A 20,146-nucleotide genomic window follows, 5' to 3' on the forward strand; every position below is an offset into this window, starting at 1 on the left:
TAACTCTAACAACTAGTTATTTTCTTCCATTTCTTTTTCAATTTCATCTCAATCAACTTCATCATCGCTATCAATTTCTAATTCATCTTCTTCATCATCAATGCTTTCTTCAAAAGTATTATCAACTTCATCAATAATTTCAGTAACTTCTAATTTCTTAGGATCAATATCATCATTAATAGCAAATAAAAACTCTAATTGTTTCTTAATTTCATCAAACTTATAATCTTGTCGTAACCCCCATTCGTTATCCTGAATTAACAAAAAACGATTATCCAATACCATATCAGTATATAAATTAACCATTTCTTTTGTTTCAGATTCAATTGTTGTTTCCTTGGCAATCTTAACATAATCATAAATTTCTTTAAAACCAGCGTGTTTTCGCTTAATAAGAAATTCATATGCCAGATCAACTAAAGACTTATTCATATATTATCTCCTTCTAAATCTGTGTTTGTACCAAAACTTCTTTTGGTAATAATACATATTGTTGTTTTTCCACTTGTTTACTACTTTGTTTACTAGTATTAATCAATTTAGATTTTTTTTCTAAATTAAATACTACATCATTTTTATTAACTAATTTAATTGGTTGCTCCATTAAGTCCTGCTGATATAATGTTGGCTGATTAAATTCTTCAATAATTAAATAATAATCTAAATCATAATTTCCTGCAACTAACAATTTTTGATAGTTTTTTAAATCATTAGCATTGAAATTAGGAATTAATTTAAAAAATCTTCGATTAACAATGCGGTCTGTTAAATCTTGCAAAATATTATCTTCTTCTTTAGCTAATAAACTAAAAAGACTCATTAAACTATAATCATCAAGTTGTAAATAATGACTTACATTTAATTGTTCGGAATTATTTTCTTGTAATAAAGATACAACTAAAGCAATATCAGTTTTAAACTTAAAATTTTTTGTAAATAAATATTTTAAGCGTTTAAAAATATTTACTAATAAATAATCAAAACTAATGCCAACTTTATGATTATAAATTTGCCAATACATATGATAACGACCTAACAAATAATTTTCAATTGCAAATAATGCTTTTTCATCATAAACAATTTCATTATTAATAATTCGTAAATTTTCCATAATTCAATCAATATCAAAATTTCCATATTCAACACCTGTATGATAAGAATCTCTTAACAAATAATCCATCCGATCACAATCAAGTTGGGAACTTACTAATGATAAAAGAATTTTATTAGGATGGGTTTTAGCAATAATTTGACAAACAGCTTGCACATCAATATTAAATGCTTTTAAAACTTGATTAATTTGCGATTGTTCATTTTGAATAATGGCAATTGTTCATTGTTCATGATTAATTGGCGAAACTTTTTCAAAACTATGAGAAAAAGGACCATGCCCTAAATCATGTAATAAACCAGCAATTTTTGTTAAAGTTTTTTCTTCATTAGATACATTATCAAAACTAGAATTTCTAAAAATTTTATCAATTAAATAATAAACTCCTAATGAATGACTAAAACGATTATGAACAGCACTAGGGAAAGCAAATTGTCCACCACCTAATTGTAAAATTCTTCTTAAGCGTTGAAACTCTTTACTATTAATTAAAGCAATAATAACTGATTCTTGAACATTAATATTACCATAAATACTATCACGAACCATTCATTGACTCATCATCTTACCCCGCCCTATTAAATATTTCTAATATTTCATTAATATTATTCATTACTTTTTTTTGACCTAAAAGTTTAATTGTTTTTACTAATTGTGGTCCTGCCATTCTTTTTGAACTAGCAATTCTAATTGGCATCAATAAGTCTTTACCTTTAAGATTTTGTTCTTTTTTAATTGTAGTAATAATGTCATTAACACTATCATCATCTCATTGCTTTAAATTTTGAATTAATTGCTTAAAATTATTAATGACTAATAAAACATTATTAGTTTTTAAATATTCAATAACTTCCGTAGCCACAATATCGTCTTCAATAAACATCGCAACTAAACCACTTATTTTTTGCCCATAAATTAATTCTTGCTGATACAAAGCAACTACTTCCTGTCATCAAACTAACGGATATGCTTTTATTTCATAAACTTTACATAAAAATGACAAACATAATTCTCAGTAAGCAATCGCATCTAATTTTTGAATATACTTATTATTAATTCAATTGAGTTTATTAACATCAAACAAACTACTAGATTTACTAAAACGATTTTCATCAAAAATAGCAATTAATTGCGATATTGAATAAATTTCTTGCGTATCTGGTGGTGATCAACCTAATAAAACAAAAAAATTAAATAACGCTGCTGGTAAATATCCTAATTCGTGATACTGACTAATAAATTGTACAATTGTCCCATCGCGTTTTGACAATTTTTTTCGATTTTCATTAACAATTAATGGTAAATGACCAAAAATTGGTGGTGTTCAATTAAAAGCTTCATAGACTACTAATTGCTTTGGAGTATTAGATAAATGCTCCTCACCTCGTAAAACATGACTAATTTTCATTAAATAATCATCAATAACAACAGCAAAATTATATGTCGCCACGCCATTTGATTTAATAATAACAAAATCACTAATATCTTTACTAGCAAATATTACTTCTTTTCGTACCAAATCATTAAGAATATAAGATTTATTTTCTGGGATTCGGATTCTAATACTTGGTTTAATCCCTAAAACTTCTTTTGCTTTAATATCACTAATAGAAAGACTTCAACATTTACCATCATAACTTGGCGCTATTCCTTGCTCAATTTGCTTTTGCTTCACTTGGGTTAATTGTTCTGCTGAACAATAACAATAATATGCTAAATTATTAGTAACCAGCTCATTAGCATATTTAATATAAATTTGTAAGCGCTCAGTTTGTTGATATGGACCAAAATTACCTAATGTATCAATAGTTTCATCAATAACAATATTTAATCATCGCAAATTATCTAATTGTGACGCAATACCGCCACTAACATTTCGTTCTAAATCAGTATCTTCAATTCGCACAATAAATGTGCCATTATAATGTTTAGCAAATAGATAATTAAAAATTGCTGTTCTGGCACCACCAATATGTAAATATCCTGTTGGACTAGGTGCATAGCGTAATCGTATTTTCTTCATCCATTATCTCCATTTCTTTTAATATATAAAAAAATAAATTAGTTTTTAACTACTAATTTATTTTACACTATAATAATTACTTTATTGTACATAAAAATGTTCAATAACTTAAAGACTTTAAACATTAAAACGGAAATAACAAATATCACCATCAGAAACTAAATAATTTTTCCCTTCAAATAGCAACTTTCCTGATAATTTAACGGCATTCTCACTACCATATTTAACTAAATCATCATAACTATAAACTTCTAATTTAATAAAACCACGAGAAATATCAGTATGAATAATACTAGCACATTCAACAGCTTCCATACCACTTTTAAATGTTCAAGCACGAACTTCTTTCTTACCAGCTGTAAAAAATGTTGATAAACCTAATATGCGATATGTTTTTGAAATCATCTGATCTAAGCCTGATGTTTCTAAATTTAATGATTTTAAAAACTCTTCTTTATCATTATCTTCTAACGATGAAATTTCTAATTCTGTTTTTGCACAAATAACAATAACTTGTGATTTCTCAGCAATAGCATAATCCTTAACTTTTTCAACTCACTTATTAGTTTTATCCACTAAATCTTTTTCACTAATATTTGCAATATACAAAATTGGTTTACTAGTTAAAAAACTATAATGTTTAATCAAATTAACTTCTTCAACTGTTAATTCTAAACGCCGAATCGGTTTGCCATCAAATAACGCTTCTTTAATTTTCTTTAATAAATTAATTTCTTTCAGAAAAACTGGATTTTTATCATTTTTAACAAGTTTTTCTAATTTTTGTAATATTTTAATAACGATATCATAATCTGCTAAAATTAATTCTAAATTAATAATTTCAATATCTCTAATCGGATCAATCGTATTTTCAACATGATTAACATTACTATCATCAAAACAACGCACAACTTCACAAATCGCATCAACTTCACGAATATGACCTAAAAACTTATTACCTAAACCACGGCCTAATGATGCCCCTTTAACAAGTCCCGCGATATCTGTAAACTCAAAATTATTAGCAATAACTTTCTCAGGTTGAAAAATTTCTTCCAACTTATTAAGTCTACTATCGGGTACTTTAACAATACCAACATTAGGATTAATCGTTGTGAAAGGATAATTTGCAGCTTCAACTTTAGAATTGGTAATGGCATTAAATAATGTTGATTTTCCAACATTAGGTAATCCGACAATTCCTGCTTTTAAAGACATAACTTCTTTATTCCTCTTTCATATTTAATATTTAATATTTAATTAATAAAAATAAATAAAATGCTAATAACATAAAATATTAATTTCCTAAAACAAATATTTATCTATTAATTATACCAATAATCTTAATAAAATCGCAATTTTTTTTAATTTTGTAGAAAACTCTTGATATTTATTGAATATACTTAATTTTAGGTTGGATAGGTTACAATAAGTTGGACCATATTTATGTGGACTTTCAAATAAAATAAAATTATTAAGAAAGTAGGAAGATAAAAATGGGGAAAAACTCATATTCAAATGAATTTAAAAAACAAATTGTCATGCTTTATCAAAAAGGAAAAAGCATTGTTGAAATTATTAAAGAATACGGGGTTTCAAAATCAGCCGTATACTCAGTGAATTGAAAATTTTAATAATTTTGGGTCATTTAAAGTGCAAGATAATCGCACTGTCGAAGAAAATGAATTAATTTACTTGCGAAAAGAAAACCAACAATTACGAATGGAAAATGACATTTTAAAGCAAGCAGCACTGATAATTGGCAAAAAATAGGAATTATTAACAATAATAAAGAAAAATATTCCGGGCTAAAAATGTGTCAAATATTAAAAATAGCAAAATCAACATATTATTATCAAACTAATAATTGTGTTAAGTATGATGTTAATAATTATGAAGAAGAAGTTATCAGTGCATTTAATAAAAGTCGTAAAATTTATGGTGCTCGTAAAATTAAAGCTGTTTTAATGAAAAAAGATATTATCTTATCACGTCGAAAAATCAGATTCCTTATGATCAAAAATAATTTGGTTTCTAAATACAACAAATTAAAATATCGTAATCATAAAACAATGGTTAATAATGACCAAATTAGTAATGTTTTAAATCGTCAATTTAATAACAAAAAACCTAATGAAGTTGTTGTTAGTGATTTAACATATGTGCAAGTTGGAGGAAAATGACATTATATTTGTTTATTAATTGACTTGTTTAATCGAGAAATAATTGGCTATAGTGCCAGACCAAACAAAACCGCTGAACTAGTTCAACAAGCTTTTCATAAAATAACACGACCATTAAATAAAATAACTTTATTTCATACTGATCGTGGTAATGAGTTCAAAAATAAAATCATTGATGAAATTTTAATAACCTTTAATATTAAAAGATCATTGAGTGCGAAGGGTTGCCCGTATGACAATGCTGTGGCCGAAACAACTTACAAAACTTTTAAAACGGAATTTATCAAGGGTAAAAAATTTGAAAATTTAACATAATTAAAATGCGAATTATTTGATTTTGTTAATTGATACAATAATCGTAGAGTACGCGGCGGTTTAAATTATTTAACGCCTGTCGAATTTAGAAAATGACAGTCTACATAAAAAGTGTCCAAAAAAGGGTTGCCATACCATGGCATAAATTTTATAAGCAAAATATGCCAATAGCATGATGCTGATAATAATAAATATTAGTCCAATCGCAATATTCATTTTTAAACTCCTTTAAAATAGTTATAATTTATATCTTTTTTGTTGTTTTCTTTTTCGGCAATGAAGAAGCCTAATAATTCTTGTCCCTTAATTAATTTGGTTTCATTTTCTTTTTGATTAATTGAAATTATTTGATATTTACTATCTTTTATTATTCCGATGCAAATAGAATTTTCATATTTTCCTTTATAAACAAATCGCTTTGGAAACCAAATACCGATTTGTTCATTAAATCACGGAATTTTTGGTGCTTTAATAAGCATTGCGTTTTGCGTTTCTTTTAAAAGATATTTTTTAGTATTTAAGAAAATGTTTTCAATGTTTTTCATAATAAATTACCTTTCTTATAAATAAAATAAGTTATATTAACTAAGTTGTTAATTAACTTAGTTTTTTAAACACTTATATATCGCAGATTTAAGTGTTTAACAAGCTTTGTTATTAAATTTTGTTTTTTAATTAGATAAAGATTTTAATAATTTTAAACTTAACATACCCCTATATAGAAATTTCTACACTTTAACATCCGCATCCTACCCTTGGAACTAATTTAATAGCGTGTATATTTTTAGGAAATCCACCCATTCATTTTTTTATTGCAAAACGAAACAAATTGCTATAGCTAATAGGGTGTTATCTATTAACTGGTAAACTTCTTTTGGTTATGGCGACCACCCACAATTTATCGCGCTTTAATACATATCAACATTATTAACTCACTTGTATTTAATTTTCAAAAAACAAATTTTAACATCTTATAAAATAAAAAGACAATCATTGCTGACTGTCTTAATACTTATTCAAACCTTCTCCTACCTAACAAAACTTTATGCGCCCTTGCATTTTAAAAAAACAAAATAAAAATACGAAATTACTCGTATTTTTAAATTTTATATTAAACCAATTTATTATCTTTCATTGCTTTTTTAATGCCAGCAATTGCAACATCAGCATCTTTACCAATTGCTTCAATTTCTACTTCTGTTCCGGTTTTAATTCCTAAAGCCATAATATTCATAATTGACTTTAAATTTCCTTCACAACCATTAACTTTAATTTTAATAGTAGAACTGTATTTTGAAGCCTCTTTAACAATAATCGCAGCAGGTCGCGCATGTATCCCTATTGGATCAGTAATTTTAGCTTTAAATGATGACATTTTTATTTCTCCTTTAATTTTTTACATCAATAAATAATAATTAATAAGTGTAAGTTAATACTAACATAAACAGCAATTAAAAACTAGATATTTAATCTTCACTCAAAACCTTCTTTAATAACGGGTGATTAGATCGTAAAACTTTAATCCCACTATTAAAAGCAACTTCAACATTAGAATTTAAAATATTAGTTACAATCCCTTTACCAAAAGTAGAATGTTGGATAATATCACCAGTTTTTCATTGCGATTTTTTTGCTGGCGTTAAAGAAATATTTTTCAGTATTGTTCAACTTAATGACCGCTTAGTATCTTCTAATTGTTTATCACTTTTAAGTTCTAATAAACTAGGATTAATTTCAATAACAAATCTTGAAGGTAAGCGGTAATTATTAGTTACATAAGAAAACCCTTCACTATAACTTAAAAATAATCCTTTTCTTGCTCTTGTAATCGCAACATATAAAACTCTTCGTTCTTCTTCAATAGCAGAAATTCCTTCTTCAATACTTAAAGTATTAGGAAAAATGCCTTCATTTAAGCCAATAATAAATACAAAATCATATTCCAAACCTTTAGCATTATGAATCGTCATCAAACTAACTTTATCTTGATTAGCAGAATTTTTATCTTGCTCAACATATAAACTAACTTCTTGTAAATAATGTTGTAATAATTCCATTCCTTGTAATGAGTCCGCATTTTGCAAATCATAATTTTCCATATGATTAAATAATTCTTTAACATTTTCTAAGCGTTCTTCTTCAAAACCATCTGCTAATTGCTGTAAGTAATTATCGTTATTTAAAAAATCTTGACTGAATAAAGTCATCTTTTCATATGATTTTAGTTTCTCTTTTCAAACTTTTAAATATGTAACTAATTCAATTATTGATGGTTTTAAACTAGCAACATTTAGCATTAAATATTCTAAAAGCGATTGATGATTATTTTGTGATTGTTCAATTAAATTATTAATTGTTGTCATCCCCACACCTTTAATCAAATTTAAAACTCTTACTGTTGATAATTGATCACCATAAACTAAAGTTTTTAAGTAAGCTAAAACATCCTTAATTTCTTTTCTTTCAAAAAAATTAAAACCACCATAAATACGATAATTAATATAATTATTAATTAATGCTTCTTCTAAATCGCGAGAAAGATAATTAGCGTGATAAAGAATTAAAATATTATTTAATAAAATTTTTTTCTCAACTAACTTTTTAATTTCTTTTGCCACCCAGTTAGTTTCATGAATACTAGTATTGCCATGATATAATTTTGTCTTACTACCACGGTCATTCATCGTAAATAAATCTTTAGCAATTCGTGAATGATTATAACTAATAAGAATATTTGCCACATCTAAAATATTTTGTGTTGAACGATAATTTTGATTAAGAATAAAAGTCTTCCCATTAGGAAAATAATTATCAAAATCTAAAATTAATCTTGCTTTTGCCCCCCAAAAAGAATAAATTGTTTGATCCGGATCACCAACAACAGTAATATTTTGATGGATTTTTACTAAATAATTAATTAATTCAAACTGTAATTCATTAGTATCTTGAAATTCATCAACTAAAACATACGAAAATCGCTTTTGTCACTTTTGTAATACTTCTGTATGATGCGAAAATAATTCTAAAGTTAAAGTTAATAAATCATCAAAATCAACCATATTATTCTTAGGCAAATATTGTAAATAAATCTTATAAATTTCTAATCATTGTTGCTTATGTTCATGATAAAAATCACTATTAATAACATCGCGATACGATAATTGATGATTTTTTCAATAAGAAATCATACTACTAACTTTCTTAATTTCATTACTATCAAAATTATATTGCTTATTTTTAATAATATCTTTTAAAATATTAATTTTATCAACAGTATCAATAATAATAAAATCTTTTGTATATCCCAAAACCACAATATCATTTCTTAAAACCCGAACACAAAAGGCATGATATGTATGGACTCATGTATATTTAGATTGATCGCCAACCAATTCATTTAATCGACTTTTCATTTCATTAGCTGCTTTATTAGTAAAAGTTACGGCTAAAATTTGATTACTACTAATGGCCAAATTATGAATCAAATGAGCAATTTTATAAAAAATAACTCTTGTTTTACCACTTCCCGCACCAGCTATAATTCTATTAGCACCTTCACTACTTAAAACTGCTAACTTTTGTTCTTCATTTAAATGGTTTATATTCATCTTCTACTCCTTTTATAACTCTTCAATTGCTTTTAATTCTTTACTATCAATAGTTCCCGGTAAAGACTCTTGTAAATGAATATGAATTTTATTATCTTGTAATTTTTCTTTTTCTTGCTTTTTCTCTTGATGATAACGAACATTAACAATATAAATGTGTAAATAGCGGTCAAAAAATAATTGATTTTTAACATCAAACTTATAAAGTAACATTAATGAACCATATCATAATAAATAAAATAATCCCATTAATCTTAATGTAATTGTTACAGCTAACGGTAAAGAATGTTGTGGTTTAGTAATTACAAAAATGTTTTGATAATTAAAAATAAAAATTGGATATTTAAAAACTAAGCTAACAAATAAATTACTAATAATCAAAATTACTCACGGAATAATTGTAATAAACAATTCCCGATATAATAAATCTCAAATCCGAATCTTATTTTGACCTTCTTTGATTAATTTAAAACAAAAAATAAATTTTGCTATTGTTCTACCTTGACAAAAATATGGCATCATAACAAAATAAGATATTAATAATGACAATGCACTGAAATGATTAATAATTGCTTTTTGTCAGTCATTAAGATATTGATTTTGATAAATTCCCCAACTAATAATAAAAATGATCATACTGATAATTACATAATCAATCACTCTAGCAAAAATTACTTTTCAAAGTTTTACTAAAAAATATGGCATTTTTTTTCTTATAGTGTCACTATCACTACTAATAGTTTTAATTTTCATAATATCCATTAAACAAAATTCTTTAAATATTTTTTTCAATCTTTAGCAACATCTTTATTGAACAAATCCTCTGGTACTAAATTAAGATATTGATTTTTTTCTCAGTGAGGAAATCTTTTCGTAACTTTATTTGTAACTTCTTGAATAGCTTTTTTAACTAATACTTTATTTCCTGTTGGAGCAATAACTTTTAAAAATGTATAGTAATGAAAGCGAACAAATGCATATTCTAATTCTTCAATTAACTCTCGTGCTAAGTTTATTTGCTTATAATAGTTATAAATATGAACTCATTGCTTTAAAAAATCAAAACTATTAAAATTCAAGAACGGCTCAATTTCAATATCTACTAATATTTTAGTGCTTGTATATAAAGTTTCAATTCACGGTAATATTTTATAAATAAATAATAAATCAAAACGATTAGAGCAACGAAAAGTAATTTTATGACTAGTAATAATCTTTCTTTTAAATAATTTATTAAATAGTGAATGATGAATTAAAGCAAAGACTTCTCGATTTAAAAGAGGATGATACAAATTATTATTTTTTAATCTTCGTGAAGAAATATGATGATAAACATTAGAATATTGAACCATAAATTCAATTAAATCAGGTTCATCATTATTATTAATTTCTTGGATAATATTTTCCATAAAATTATTTATTAATTTATATCCTGGCTGTAAAAATAAAACATAACTTCCTTTAGCATTACTTAATGCTAAATTTCAAGCATTAGCGGTTTCAATTTCCTTTCAACTACTAATAACTTTAATAGTATCACTATGTTCTTGAAAGAATTTAGTACTATATTCTAGAGTATCATCTTTTGTTTTATCATCCACAATAATAATTTCATAATCTTTACCCTTTTGTTTTAAAATACTATTTAATGTTACTTCTAACTTATTATTGTCATTAGAACTAGTTAAAATAAAACTGATTGTCACCATTACCACTCCCTCAATATAGTAATTATAACATTTGCCTTTATATATTACCTAATTAATTTATTTTAATTTTGTCAAAAACTCTTGATAAAATAAAAAAAATCATCAACTCGATAATTTTAAAAGGCTTTTATGTAAAATTACTATTTTTACTTTAATTTTTTATACATTAAAATATAATACCGCTGTTTGTTGGTTTGGAGTTAAACCCTTATGTTGGTATTTTCATTTTCAGAGATTTAAATAATTTTGAATATTAGTAAAACCTAAACCACGATAATGAATTAAGGCTTCTTTAAGACTAGATTGTAATTTACTGATTTTATTTAAGTTACGATAACTAGCTCCAGGATTAATTGTTGTTTTAGTTACACATAAAGTATAATTTGTTTGTTTTGCTACTAAAAAATATAATTTTTTAATATCAGAAGTAATAATTGAATTTTGGTTAATTAATTCTTTGTTCATATTTTCAATAACTCATTGTTTTTGTAAACGTTTGGTGTTTGTGGATTTAACATAAATATTGTTATTATTATCAACTGCCATTTGAATACAGCATTTAGTATTAGTTGCGAATGGGTCAAGGTGAATTCTTTGTGGATCAGTTTTATGTTTGAAATTTCCTTTATGAATTTCTTTAATAAATATTTCATCGATTTGGATTTTACCAGATAATTTTTTAAATTTTAATTGGGTATTTTCTAATTGTTTTGATTTCATTAATTTTTGACGATTATATCAAGCAGTTTTTAATGTAGTTTTAATAAAACGAGAAATTGTTTTACTAGATTTAACCATCAAAATAATTTGAATCAATAAATTTCATTGTTAATAAATTAAATGATTTAAATAAATAAAATGATTACGGGAAGCATCAAAACTTGCACGGCAATTTTTACATAAATATTTTTGTTTTCCTTCTGAATTATGTCCATTTTTAACGCAATGGTAAGATTCACATTTAGGACATTTAATACCTTGTGCTCTAAATTTTTGATCAATTTCATTTAAACGTTTTTGTTTTTTTATTAATTCTGATTGTTGTTTGACTTTTTCATAAAATTCTAAAAATTGATCATCTGTTAAAGTATTTACTAGTTCTTGAATTATTTTTTCCATAATTATTATCCACCTCTATCATATTAAAAATATACCTAAAATTAAGTATATTCAATAAATATCAAGAGTTTTCTACAAAATTAAAAACATTTTATAGTTTAATTATCATTATTTTAACTTTACCTATTTTAATATGATATATATTATATATATGTTGTAAAAATTTTTATGTTACGCCTCGTTTCACCAATACATTTCATCGATTTGGTAAATATGACCCCTTATATCATGGTACTGAAAAATATAGTTTAGCTGTTTTAACTACTGATAGTATTATTAAAAACAATTCTTTAATTGCTTTCAGCACAAAAGAAAAAAATAATCTCAAATTTCAAGAACATGAAATTATTAATGGTAATGCTATTCTTAGCAGTTTAATTTTAATTAATCCTAATAATAAAAATAACAAATGAGTTATTGCTATGCACGGATGAACAGAAAACAAATTTTTAGCTTTAAGAATGACAAGACATTTTTTATAATGAAGGATACAATATTGTATCATTTGATGCACGCAACCACGGCAAATCTAGTGCTAAAACTATTGGATTTGGTTTTTTTGAAAAACATGATCTAGCAATGGTAATAAAATATTTACATAAGAACTTTATTGTCCAATCAATTGGTTTAATTGGTAATTCAATGGGTGGAAGTACCATTATTGAATTCATTAAAGAATACAGTGAAAAAATTAAAGAATTAAAAGTATCTTGAGCAATTAGTGATTGTGCTTATAGTAGTTTTATTGAGCAACTACGATGGATGATTATGAAAATTTTTAAAAAACATTGATTTTGAACAATATCAGTAATGCGATTATCATTACGATTAGTTAATGAACTAAAAGTTAAAAAATTAGTTCCTAAAAATAATTTAAAAAAATGTACTACTATCCCATTACTAATTATTCATGGTGAAAAAGATAATTTTGTTCCATTATATATGGCTTATGATATTTATCATCATAAAATTCGTGATGAAGAAAAACAAATTAGTGAACTACTAGTTATAAAAGATGCTGGGCATTTGCAATCAATTATAACTGATTATGACCTCTATACAAGTAAAACTTTATTTTAATTTTGTAGAAAACTCTTGATAAAATAAAAAAATCATCAACTTGATAATTTTAAAAGGATTTTATGTAAAATTACTATTTTTACTTTAATTTTTTATACATTAAAATATAATACCGCTGTTTGTTGGTTTGGAGTTAAACCCTTATGTTGGTATTTTCATTTTCAGAGATTTAAATAATTTTGAATATTAGTAAAACCTAAACCATGATAATGAATTAAGGCTAGATTGTAATTTACTGATTTTATTTTAAGTTACGATAACTAGCTTCAGGATTAATTGTTGTTTTAGTTACACATAAAGTATAATTTGTTTGTTTAGCTACTAAAAAATATAATTTTTGCATATCAGAAGTAATAATTGAATTTTGGTTAATTAATTCTTTGTTCATATTTTCAATAACTCATTGTTTTTGTAAACGTTTGGTGTTTGTGGATTTAACATAAATATTGTTATTATTATCAACTGCCATTTGAATACAGCATTTAGTATTAGTTGCGAATGGATCAAGGTGAATTCTTCGTGGATCAGTTTTATGTTTGAAATTTCCTTTATGAATTTCTTTAATAAATGTTTCATCGATTTGGATTTTACCAGATAATTTTTTAAATTTTAATTGGGTATTTTCTAATTGTTTTGATTTCATTAATTTTTGACGATTATATCAAGCAGTTTTTAATGTAGTTTTAATAAAACGAGAAATTGTTTTACTAGATTGCCCCAGCAATGAAATTTGAATCAATAAATTTCATTGTTCATAATTTAAATGACTTCAATAAATAAAATGATTACGAGAAGCGTCAAAACTTGCACGGCAATTTTTACATAAATATTTTTGTTTTCCTTCTGAATTATGTCCATTTTTAACGCGATGGCAAGATTCACATTTAGGGCATTTAATACCCTGTGCTCTAAATTTTTGATCAATTTCATTTAAACGTTTTTGTTTTTTTATTAATTCTGCTTGTTGTTTTACTTTTTCATAAAATTCTAAAAATTGATCATCTGTTAAAGTATTTACTAGTTCTTGAATTATTTTTTCCATAATTATTATCCACCTCTATCATATTAAAAATATACCTAAAATTAAGTATATTCAATAAATATTAAGAGTTTTCTACAAAATTAAAAAAACTTTATTATTTGCTAAAACACATGAAGAAATTACTAATTAAAAAGATAAAGTTTTAACAAAATTTATCTTTTTTTAAAATTCTAAACTATTAGGTACTCGTGGGAATGGTAAAACATCACGAATATTTGTCATCCCTGTCAAATACATAATTAATCGTTCTAATCCTAAACCAAAACCACCACTTGGAGCATACCCATACTGTCTTAAATTTAAATATCATTGAAAATCCTTAATATCTAAATTAGCCATTTGCATTTTTGCTAATAACTTTTCATAATTATCTTCTCTTTGACTACCACCAATTAATTCGCCAATTCCGGGGACTAATAAATCCATCGCTTGAACAGTTTTATTATCCTCATTAGTTTTCATATAAAATGCTTTAATAACTTGTGGATAATTAGTAATAAATGTTGGTTTATTAGTTAATTGTTCACATAAATATCTTTCATGTTCAGTTTGTAAATCCATTCCTCAATGAATATCTTTATTTTCAAAACGGTCTTTAACTTTAATTAATTCCATAATTGCATCATCATAAGTCATAACTACAAATTTAACAGTTACTATTGTCTTTAGTTTATCTAATAAATTATTATCAACATTGTCATTTAGAAACTTTAATTCTTTTTTATTTTTTTCTAAAATATAATTAATAATATATTTAATTAATTCTTCTCCTAATTTGATATTTTCTTCTAACGAACTATATGCCACCTCTGGTTCTACCATTCAAAATTCAGCTACATGCCGAGAAGTATGAGACTTCTCGGCTCGAAAAGTTGGTCCAAAAGTATAAACACGATTAAATGCTTGTGTATATGCTTCAGCATTTAACTGTCCAGAAACAGTTAAATTAGCCTTTTTAGAAAAGAAATCTTGTTGATAATTATTATCTTCACGAGTTGTCACAATAAATGCTTCGCCTGCACCTTCGGCATCATTACTAGTAATAATTGGTGAATGCAAATATAAAAAGTCATTTCTTTGAAAAAAGCAATGAATTGCATAACTAACACTACTTCTAATCTTAAAAATAGCTCAAAACTTATTAGTTCGAGCTCGTAAATGAGCAATTTCTCGCAAATATTCATTAGAATGTTCTTTTTTTTGTAATGGATATTGTTCCACAGCATTATTATATATTTTTATATTTGTTGCTTTAATTTCAAACAATTCTTTACCTTTATCTGGCAAAACTAATACTCCTGTTACTGCAATTGAAGAACCTGTTCGCAAACTTTTAATTTCATTAAAAGTTTTAATTTCTTGATTATAAACAACTTGAACACTATCCAAATAACTACCATCATTTAAACTAATAAAACCTACTTTACCGGAATCACGATTAGTTCGTACTCAACCTTTTAAAGTAATTTCTTGACCAACAATGGCTTTATATGTTTCATAAAGTTTTTTAATTAACATTAATATTTTCCCTCTTTTCAAAATGAATAAGATTTTTTTTTAATTATAACACATATAATTTTATATAATATATGTTGATAATTAAAACATAAAATCTATAAATAAACTATATATTTTTTCTTTTTTAATCAAATATTTTATTATTTTATGATAAAATCAAAATAATTTTTTAATTTTACGAGCACCATAAATTTTACGAATTTTATTAAATGCACTGATAACTTCTTCTTCATAATTATTAACATCATACTTAACACAATTATTAGTTTGATAATAATATGTTGATTTTGCTATTTTTAATATTTGACACATTTTTAGCCCGGAATATTTTTCTTTATTATTGTTAATAATTCCTATTTTTTGGCAATTATCAGTGCTACTTGCTTTAAAATATCATTTTCCATTCATAATTGTTGGTTTTCTTTTCGAAAATAAATTAATTCATTTTCTTCGACAGTGCGATTATCTTGCACTTTAAATGACCCAAAATTATTAAAATTTTCAATTCACTGATATACGGCTGATTTTGAAATTCCGTATTCTTTAATAATTTCAACAATGCTTTTTCCGTTTTGATAAAGCATGACAATTTGTTTTTTAAATTCATTTGAATATGAGTTTTCCCCATTTTTATCTTCCTACTTTCTTAATAATTTTATTTTATTTGAAAGTCCACATAAATATGGTCCAACTTATTGTAACCTATCCAATCCATTAAAAATATACCTAAAATTAGGTATATTCAATAAATATCAAGAGTTTTCTACAAAATTAAAAAAATTAATTATTCTAATGTTGTTTTTTCTGTTTCATCTTTGGACTGTTCATAAGATTCGACAAAATCACATTCAGGATAATTCCTACAAGCAATAAATTTTTGATTACGACGATTAACTTTAATAACTTTTTCACCTTCAATACATTGTGGACAAAATCCTAAATTAACTGGATTTAATGATGAAATATAACGACATTTTGGAAATGTTGAACAACCAATAAATTTGCCATACTTTCCAAAACGATAAACTAAATCATTATCACACCTTGGACATTTAGTACCCGTCTTTTCAATCGCAACTTCCACCATTTTTTCAAAAGCTTCTTCAACACGAGGTTCAAATTTTTCTCAAAAAGAACCAACTAACTCTTGATAATCTTTTTCACCGTGACTAATTAAATCTAATTGCGACTCTACTTGTGAAGTATATGATTCACTAATAATATCTTGAAAAAACTCTTGCAGTTTATCACTAGTTAAAATTCCCTTTTCACTAGCTTTTAAAGCCTTATTCTCAAATAAAACATATCCTCGTTCGCACAAAGTTCTCATAATTGGAGCATAAGTACTAGGTCGCCCTACTCCTAATTCTTCCAATGTTTTAATTAATCGTGCCTCACTATATCGTGGTTTTGGTTTGGTTCAATGTTGCAATGCCTTAATATCTTCAATATTTACCACATCACCAATTTTTCAAGCTGGTAATTTAATACTAATATTATCTTCTTCATCAATTTGATAATATTTTAAAAATCCTAAAAATAAAATTGTTTGTCCTGTCAACCGAAATTCATAATCATTATTATCCAAAATACTAGTTTTCCCCGTAATTTTTGCTGGAGCCATTAATGATGCCATCGCCCGATTATAAATTAGTTTATAAAGTCGTAATTGATCTTTACCTAAATAATTTTTTGCCTTCTCAGGAGTCATTAAAATATCTGTTGGCCGAATTGATTCATGCGCATCTTGAACATTGTTTTTCTTTTTAGTAATTTTTACTTGTCCTAAATAATCTTTACCTAATGATTCCGTAATAAAAGCAAAAGTATCACTAACAAATTTATCACTTAAACGAATTGAATCAGTTCTTGGATAAGTAATAAATCCTGTTAACAATCCATCAATATCAATTCCTTCATATAATTGTTGTGCTAATAAAGATGTTTTATTAGCAGCAAAATTTAATCGCGATGACCCATCCTGTAACATTGTTGAAGTAGTATAAGGATTATTCGCTTGTCTAATTCGAGGTTTTTCTTGAATATCAATAACTTTATATTTACTACTTAAATTTTTAATAATATTTTGAGAATCTGCTTCAGTTTTAATCTCAATATTTTTATTTAAATATTTTGTTAATTTTAAAATATGTTGCTTTCAATAAGCTTCAATTGTTCAATATTGTTCGGGAATAAAAATTTGATGTTCTTTTTCTCGCAACACAAGAAGTTTTAAAGCTACTGACTGAACTCTTCCTGCTGATTTTGAACGAATTTTCTTTTGCAATAACTTACTTAACCGAAAACCAATCATCCGATCAATCATTCTTCTTGCTTCTTGTGAATGAACTAAATTCATATCTAACTCTCTTGGTACTTTAAATGCTTCAATAACAATATCTTTAGTAATTTCATTAAAACTCACCCGAACGGATTTACTTTGAATTTTTAAAACTTCATTTAAATGATATGAAATTGCTTCTCCTTCACGATCGGGATCAGTTGCCAGAAAAATTTTATCGGCATCTTTTACTCAACCTTGTAATTTCTTAACAAGTGGCTTTTTCTTACTTTCAATTCGATAATATGGAGTAAATGTTTGTAAGTCAATCCCTAAATAATATTTACCTTTATTCGCTAAATTGGTAATATGTCCCTCGGAAGAAACAACAGTATAATCATCTCCAAGATACTTTTGTACCGCTTTAGTTTTCGTTGGCGACTCCATAATAACAACATTTTTACTCATAACACTTTACTCCTTAAAAGAATCTTTTGATTCTCAATATTTTTATAAATACGGCAATATTTTAGTACATTTTAAAGACTTTATCAAGTTTATAAAATATCATCAATAGTTTGCACTAATTTAGCACTATTTTTAATAAGATTATTAGTAGCAAAGTTCTCATAAATTTGATTAGGAACTGCAAAAACATCTTTATTTTCATTAAAAGCAGTATCTACTAATGAATGAACAATTTTTTTCATCAGCAAACGGTAATACCAATAATGCTTTTGATAATCCTAATAATATTTTTTGAACATTACTATCAATTGGACTAATATTTTCTCTTGTCATATGAAGCGGATATTCACTAATTACTAAACGATATCTTTTAAGATACAAAAGCAATTCTTGTTGGTTTGCATCATAATTATTACTATCATTAATAATAACCACACTATTTCCAGAAATACTATTTTCTTTAATTAATTGATGAACTAATATTTCAACCCCGGCATTAAATGAAGTCATTAAAATTTTTTGATGATTAACTAATTGCTGAACCATATCGTTAGCAACTTTTTTAATATAAACATTAGGGTAATGTGGACCTGTAATAGCAATAATTTTTTGAGAATATTTTTTTAATTTTGTCGAAAACTCTTGATATTTATTGAATATACTTAATTTTAGGTATATTTTTAATATGATAGAGGTGGATAATAATTATGGAAAAAATAATTCAAGAACTAGTAAATACTTTAACAGATGATCAATTTTTATAATTTTATGAAAAAGTCAAACAACAAGCAGAATTAATAAAAAAACAAAAACGTTTAAATGAAATTGATCAAAAATTTAGAGCACAAGGTATTTAAATGCCCTAAATGCGAATCTTACCATTGCTTTAAAAATGGACATAATTCAGAAGGAAAACAAAAATATTTATGTAAAAATTGCCGTGCAAGTTTTGACGCTTCTCGTAATCATTTTATTTATTGAAGTCATTTAAATTATGAACAATGAAATTTATTGATTCAAATTTCATTGCTGGGGCAATCTAGTAAAACAATTTCTCGTTTTATTAAAACTACATTAAAAACTGCTTGATATAATCGTCAAAAATTAATGAAATCAAAACAATTAGAAAATACCCAATTAAAATTTAAAAAATTATCTGGTAAAATCAAAATCGATGAAACATTTATTAAAGAAATTCATAAAGGAAATTTCAAACATAAAACTGATCCACGAAGAATTTACCTTGACCCATTCGCAACTAATACTAAATGCTGTATTCAAATGGCAGTTGATAATAATAACAATATTTATGTTAAATCCACAAACACCAAACGTTTACAAAAACAATGAGTTATTGAAAATATGAACAAAGAATTAATTAACCAAAATTCAATTATTACTTCTGATATGCAAAAATTATATTTTTTAGTAGCAAAACAAACAAACTCTATTTTATGTTTAACTAAAACAACAATTAATCCTGAAGCTAGTTATCGTAACTTAAATAAAATCAGTAAATTACAATCTAGTCTTAAAGAAGCCTTAATTCATTATCATGGTTTAGGTTTTACTAATATTAAAAATTATTTAAATCTCTGAAAATGAAAATACCAACATAAGGGTTTAACTCCAAACCAACAAACAGCGGTATTATATTTTAATGTATAAAAAATTAAAGTAAAAATAGTA

The 20,146-nt window shown here is 25.2% G+C and carries 22 protein-coding genes and 1 pseudogene; 4 read left to right on the forward strand and 19 right to left on the reverse strand.

All coding sequences use genetic code 4. The annotated features are described in order from the left end of the window. Nucleotides 1–12: 12 nt before the first annotated feature. The 4 genes from rpoE to ychF form a co-directional block, all read right to left on the reverse strand. Nucleotides 13–432, reverse strand: coding sequence for a DNA-directed RNA polymerase subunit delta (gene rpoE / locus I5Q57_RS02120; protein WP_215826594.1), 420 nt, complete (start codon nucleotides 430–432; stop codon nucleotides 13–15). Between the two features lie 13 nt (nucleotides 433–445). Then, nucleotides 446–1,672 carry an HD domain-containing protein gene (locus I5Q57_RS02125; RefSeq protein WP_215826595.1) on the reverse strand — a complete coding sequence of 409 codons (1,227 nt, stop codon included), beginning with the start codon at nucleotides 1,670–1,672 and terminating at the stop codon, nucleotides 446–448. Nucleotides 1,673–1,676: 4 nt separating this feature from the next. Beyond that, nucleotides 1,677–3,134 carry a glutamate--tRNA ligase gene (gltX, locus tag I5Q57_RS02130; protein WP_215826596.1) on the reverse strand — a complete coding sequence of 486 codons (1,458 nt, stop codon included), beginning with the start codon at nucleotides 3,132–3,134 and terminating at the stop codon, nucleotides 1,677–1,679. Nucleotides 3,135–3,251: 117 nt separating this feature from the next. Further along, nucleotides 3,252–4,352: a redox-regulated ATPase YchF gene (gene ychF, locus I5Q57_RS02135; RefSeq protein ID WP_215826597.1), complete on the reverse strand. Its 1,101-nt coding sequence runs from the start codon at nucleotides 4,350–4,352 to the stop codon at nucleotides 3,252–3,254. A 278-nt stretch (nucleotides 4,353–4,630) separates the two neighbouring features. Here ychF and I5Q57_RS02140 point away from each other — a divergent pair. Beyond that, nucleotides 4,631–5,740: pseudogene (locus I5Q57_RS02140) on the forward strand (IS3 family transposase). Here the strand turns inward: I5Q57_RS02140 and I5Q57_RS02145 are convergent. The 8 genes from I5Q57_RS02145 to I5Q57_RS02180 all read right to left on the reverse strand — a co-directional run bounded on the left by I5Q57_RS02145 (nucleotide 5,702) and on the right by I5Q57_RS02180 (nucleotide 12,068). After that, the gene (locus I5Q57_RS02145; protein ID WP_215826598.1) at nucleotides 5,702–5,848 is read right to left on the reverse strand and encodes a hypothetical protein; all 147 of its coding nucleotides are present in this window, start codon (nucleotides 5,846–5,848) and stop codon (nucleotides 5,702–5,704) included. The pseudogene I5Q57_RS02140 and the gene I5Q57_RS02145 overlap by 39 nt on opposite strands. Before the next feature lie 2 nt (nucleotides 5,849–5,850). Then, nucleotides 5,851–6,177 carry a hypothetical protein gene (locus I5Q57_RS02150; protein WP_215826599.1) on the reverse strand — a complete coding sequence of 109 codons (327 nt, stop codon included), beginning with the start codon at nucleotides 6,175–6,177 and terminating at the stop codon, nucleotides 5,851–5,853. 566 nt (nucleotides 6,178–6,743) lie between these two features. Continuing rightward, entirely contained in the window at nucleotides 6,744–7,007 is a 264-nt protein-coding gene (locus tag I5Q57_RS02155; RefSeq protein ID WP_215826600.1) for an HPr family phosphocarrier protein, read from the reverse strand. Nucleotides 7,008–7,098: 91 nt separating this feature from the next. Then, the gene (locus I5Q57_RS02160) at nucleotides 7,099–9,240 is read right to left on the reverse strand and encodes an ATP-dependent helicase (RefSeq protein ID WP_215826601.1); all 2,142 of its coding nucleotides are present in this window, start codon (nucleotides 9,238–9,240) and stop codon (nucleotides 7,099–7,101) included. 12 nt (nucleotides 9,241–9,252) lie between these two features. Next, nucleotides 9,253–10,032: an RDD family protein gene (locus tag I5Q57_RS02165; RefSeq protein WP_215826602.1), complete on the reverse strand. Its 780-nt coding sequence runs from the start codon at nucleotides 10,030–10,032 to the stop codon at nucleotides 9,253–9,255. Beyond that, nucleotides 10,002–10,949 carry a glycosyltransferase family 2 protein gene (locus I5Q57_RS02170; RefSeq protein ID WP_215826603.1) on the reverse strand — a complete coding sequence of 316 codons (948 nt, stop codon included), beginning with the start codon at nucleotides 10,947–10,949 and terminating at the stop codon, nucleotides 10,002–10,004. Before I5Q57_RS02170 ends, I5Q57_RS02165 begins: the two co-directional genes overlap by 31 nt. Before the next feature lie 159 nt (nucleotides 10,950–11,108). Continuing rightward, entirely contained in the window at nucleotides 11,109–11,765 is a 657-nt protein-coding gene (locus I5Q57_RS02175) for a hypothetical protein (protein ID WP_215826604.1), read from the reverse strand. Nucleotides 11,766–11,777: 12 nt separating this feature from the next. Then, nucleotides 11,778–12,068, reverse strand: coding sequence for an IS1/IS1595 family N-terminal zinc-binding domain-containing protein (locus I5Q57_RS02180; RefSeq protein WP_215826605.1), 291 nt, complete (start codon nucleotides 12,066–12,068; stop codon nucleotides 11,778–11,780). 471 nt (nucleotides 12,069–12,539) lie between these two features. On the opposite strand from I5Q57_RS02180, the gene I5Q57_RS02185 reads away from it, so the two are divergent. Further along, nucleotides 12,540–13,148 (forward strand): alpha/beta hydrolase, encoded by a 609-nt coding sequence (locus tag I5Q57_RS02185; RefSeq protein WP_215827035.1) that lies wholly within the window; start codon nucleotides 12,540–12,542, stop codon nucleotides 13,146–13,148. Between the two features lie 241 nt (nucleotides 13,149–13,389). On the opposite strand, the gene I5Q57_RS02190 is transcribed toward I5Q57_RS02185, so the two are convergent. The 7 genes from I5Q57_RS02190 to I5Q57_RS02220 form a co-directional block, all read right to left on the reverse strand. Further along, nucleotides 13,390–14,190 carry an IS1/IS1595 family N-terminal zinc-binding domain-containing protein gene (locus tag I5Q57_RS02190; protein ID WP_215826606.1) on the reverse strand — a complete coding sequence of 267 codons (801 nt, stop codon included), beginning with the start codon at nucleotides 14,188–14,190 and terminating at the stop codon, nucleotides 13,390–13,392. A 162-nt stretch (nucleotides 14,191–14,352) separates the two neighbouring features. Next, the gene (gene asnS / locus I5Q57_RS02195; protein WP_215826607.1) at nucleotides 14,353–15,708 is read right to left on the reverse strand and encodes an asparagine--tRNA ligase; all 1,356 of its coding nucleotides are present in this window, start codon (nucleotides 15,706–15,708) and stop codon (nucleotides 14,353–14,355) included. A gap of 81 nt (nucleotides 15,709–15,789) precedes the next feature. After that, complete coding sequence (locus I5Q57_RS02200; protein ID WP_215826608.1) at nucleotides 15,790–16,020, reverse strand: hypothetical protein; 231 nt, start codon at nucleotides 16,018–16,020, stop codon at nucleotides 15,790–15,792. Between the two features lie 41 nt (nucleotides 16,021–16,061). Next, nucleotides 16,062–16,298, reverse strand: a complete 237-nt coding sequence (locus tag I5Q57_RS02205) for a helix-turn-helix domain-containing protein (protein ID WP_369806563.1) — start codon at nucleotides 16,296–16,298, stop codon at nucleotides 16,062–16,064. A 194-nt stretch (nucleotides 16,299–16,492) separates the two neighbouring features. Next, a complete protein-coding gene (topA, locus tag I5Q57_RS02210) occupies nucleotides 16,493–18,457 on the reverse strand; it encodes a type I DNA topoisomerase (protein WP_215826610.1) in 1,965 nt (654 codons plus the stop codon). Nucleotides 18,458–18,546: 89 nt separating this feature from the next. Beyond that, nucleotides 18,547–18,699, reverse strand: coding sequence for a DNA-processing protein DprA (locus I5Q57_RS02215; protein ID WP_215826401.1), 153 nt, complete (start codon nucleotides 18,697–18,699; stop codon nucleotides 18,547–18,549). After that, nucleotides 18,659–19,162: a DNA-processing protein DprA gene (locus I5Q57_RS02220; RefSeq protein ID WP_501985958.1), complete on the reverse strand. Its 504-nt coding sequence runs from the start codon at nucleotides 19,160–19,162 to the stop codon at nucleotides 18,659–18,661. The genes I5Q57_RS02215 and I5Q57_RS02220 overlap by 41 nt, the downstream gene beginning before the upstream one ends. Between I5Q57_RS02220 and I5Q57_RS02225 the strand changes: the two genes are divergently transcribed. Both I5Q57_RS02225 and I5Q57_RS02230 read left to right on the forward strand, forming a co-directional pair. Further along, nucleotides 19,143–19,298, forward strand: a complete 156-nt coding sequence (locus tag I5Q57_RS02225) for a hypothetical protein (RefSeq protein ID WP_215826317.1) — start codon at nucleotides 19,143–19,145, stop codon at nucleotides 19,296–19,298. The genes I5Q57_RS02220 and I5Q57_RS02225 overlap by 20 nt on opposite strands. Continuing rightward, complete coding sequence (locus I5Q57_RS02230) at nucleotides 19,277–20,125, forward strand: IS1/IS1595 family N-terminal zinc-binding domain-containing protein (RefSeq protein WP_215826612.1); 849 nt, start codon at nucleotides 19,277–19,279, stop codon at nucleotides 20,123–20,125. The genes I5Q57_RS02225 and I5Q57_RS02230 overlap by 22 nt, the downstream gene beginning before the upstream one ends. The last annotated feature ends 21 nt before the right edge of the window (nucleotides 20,126–20,146 follow it).

Source organism: Spiroplasma endosymbiont of 'Nebria riversi' (assembly GCF_018831625.1).
Taxonomy (GTDB): Bacteria; Bacillota_I; Bacilli_A; order Mycoplasmatales; family Nriv7; genus Nriv7.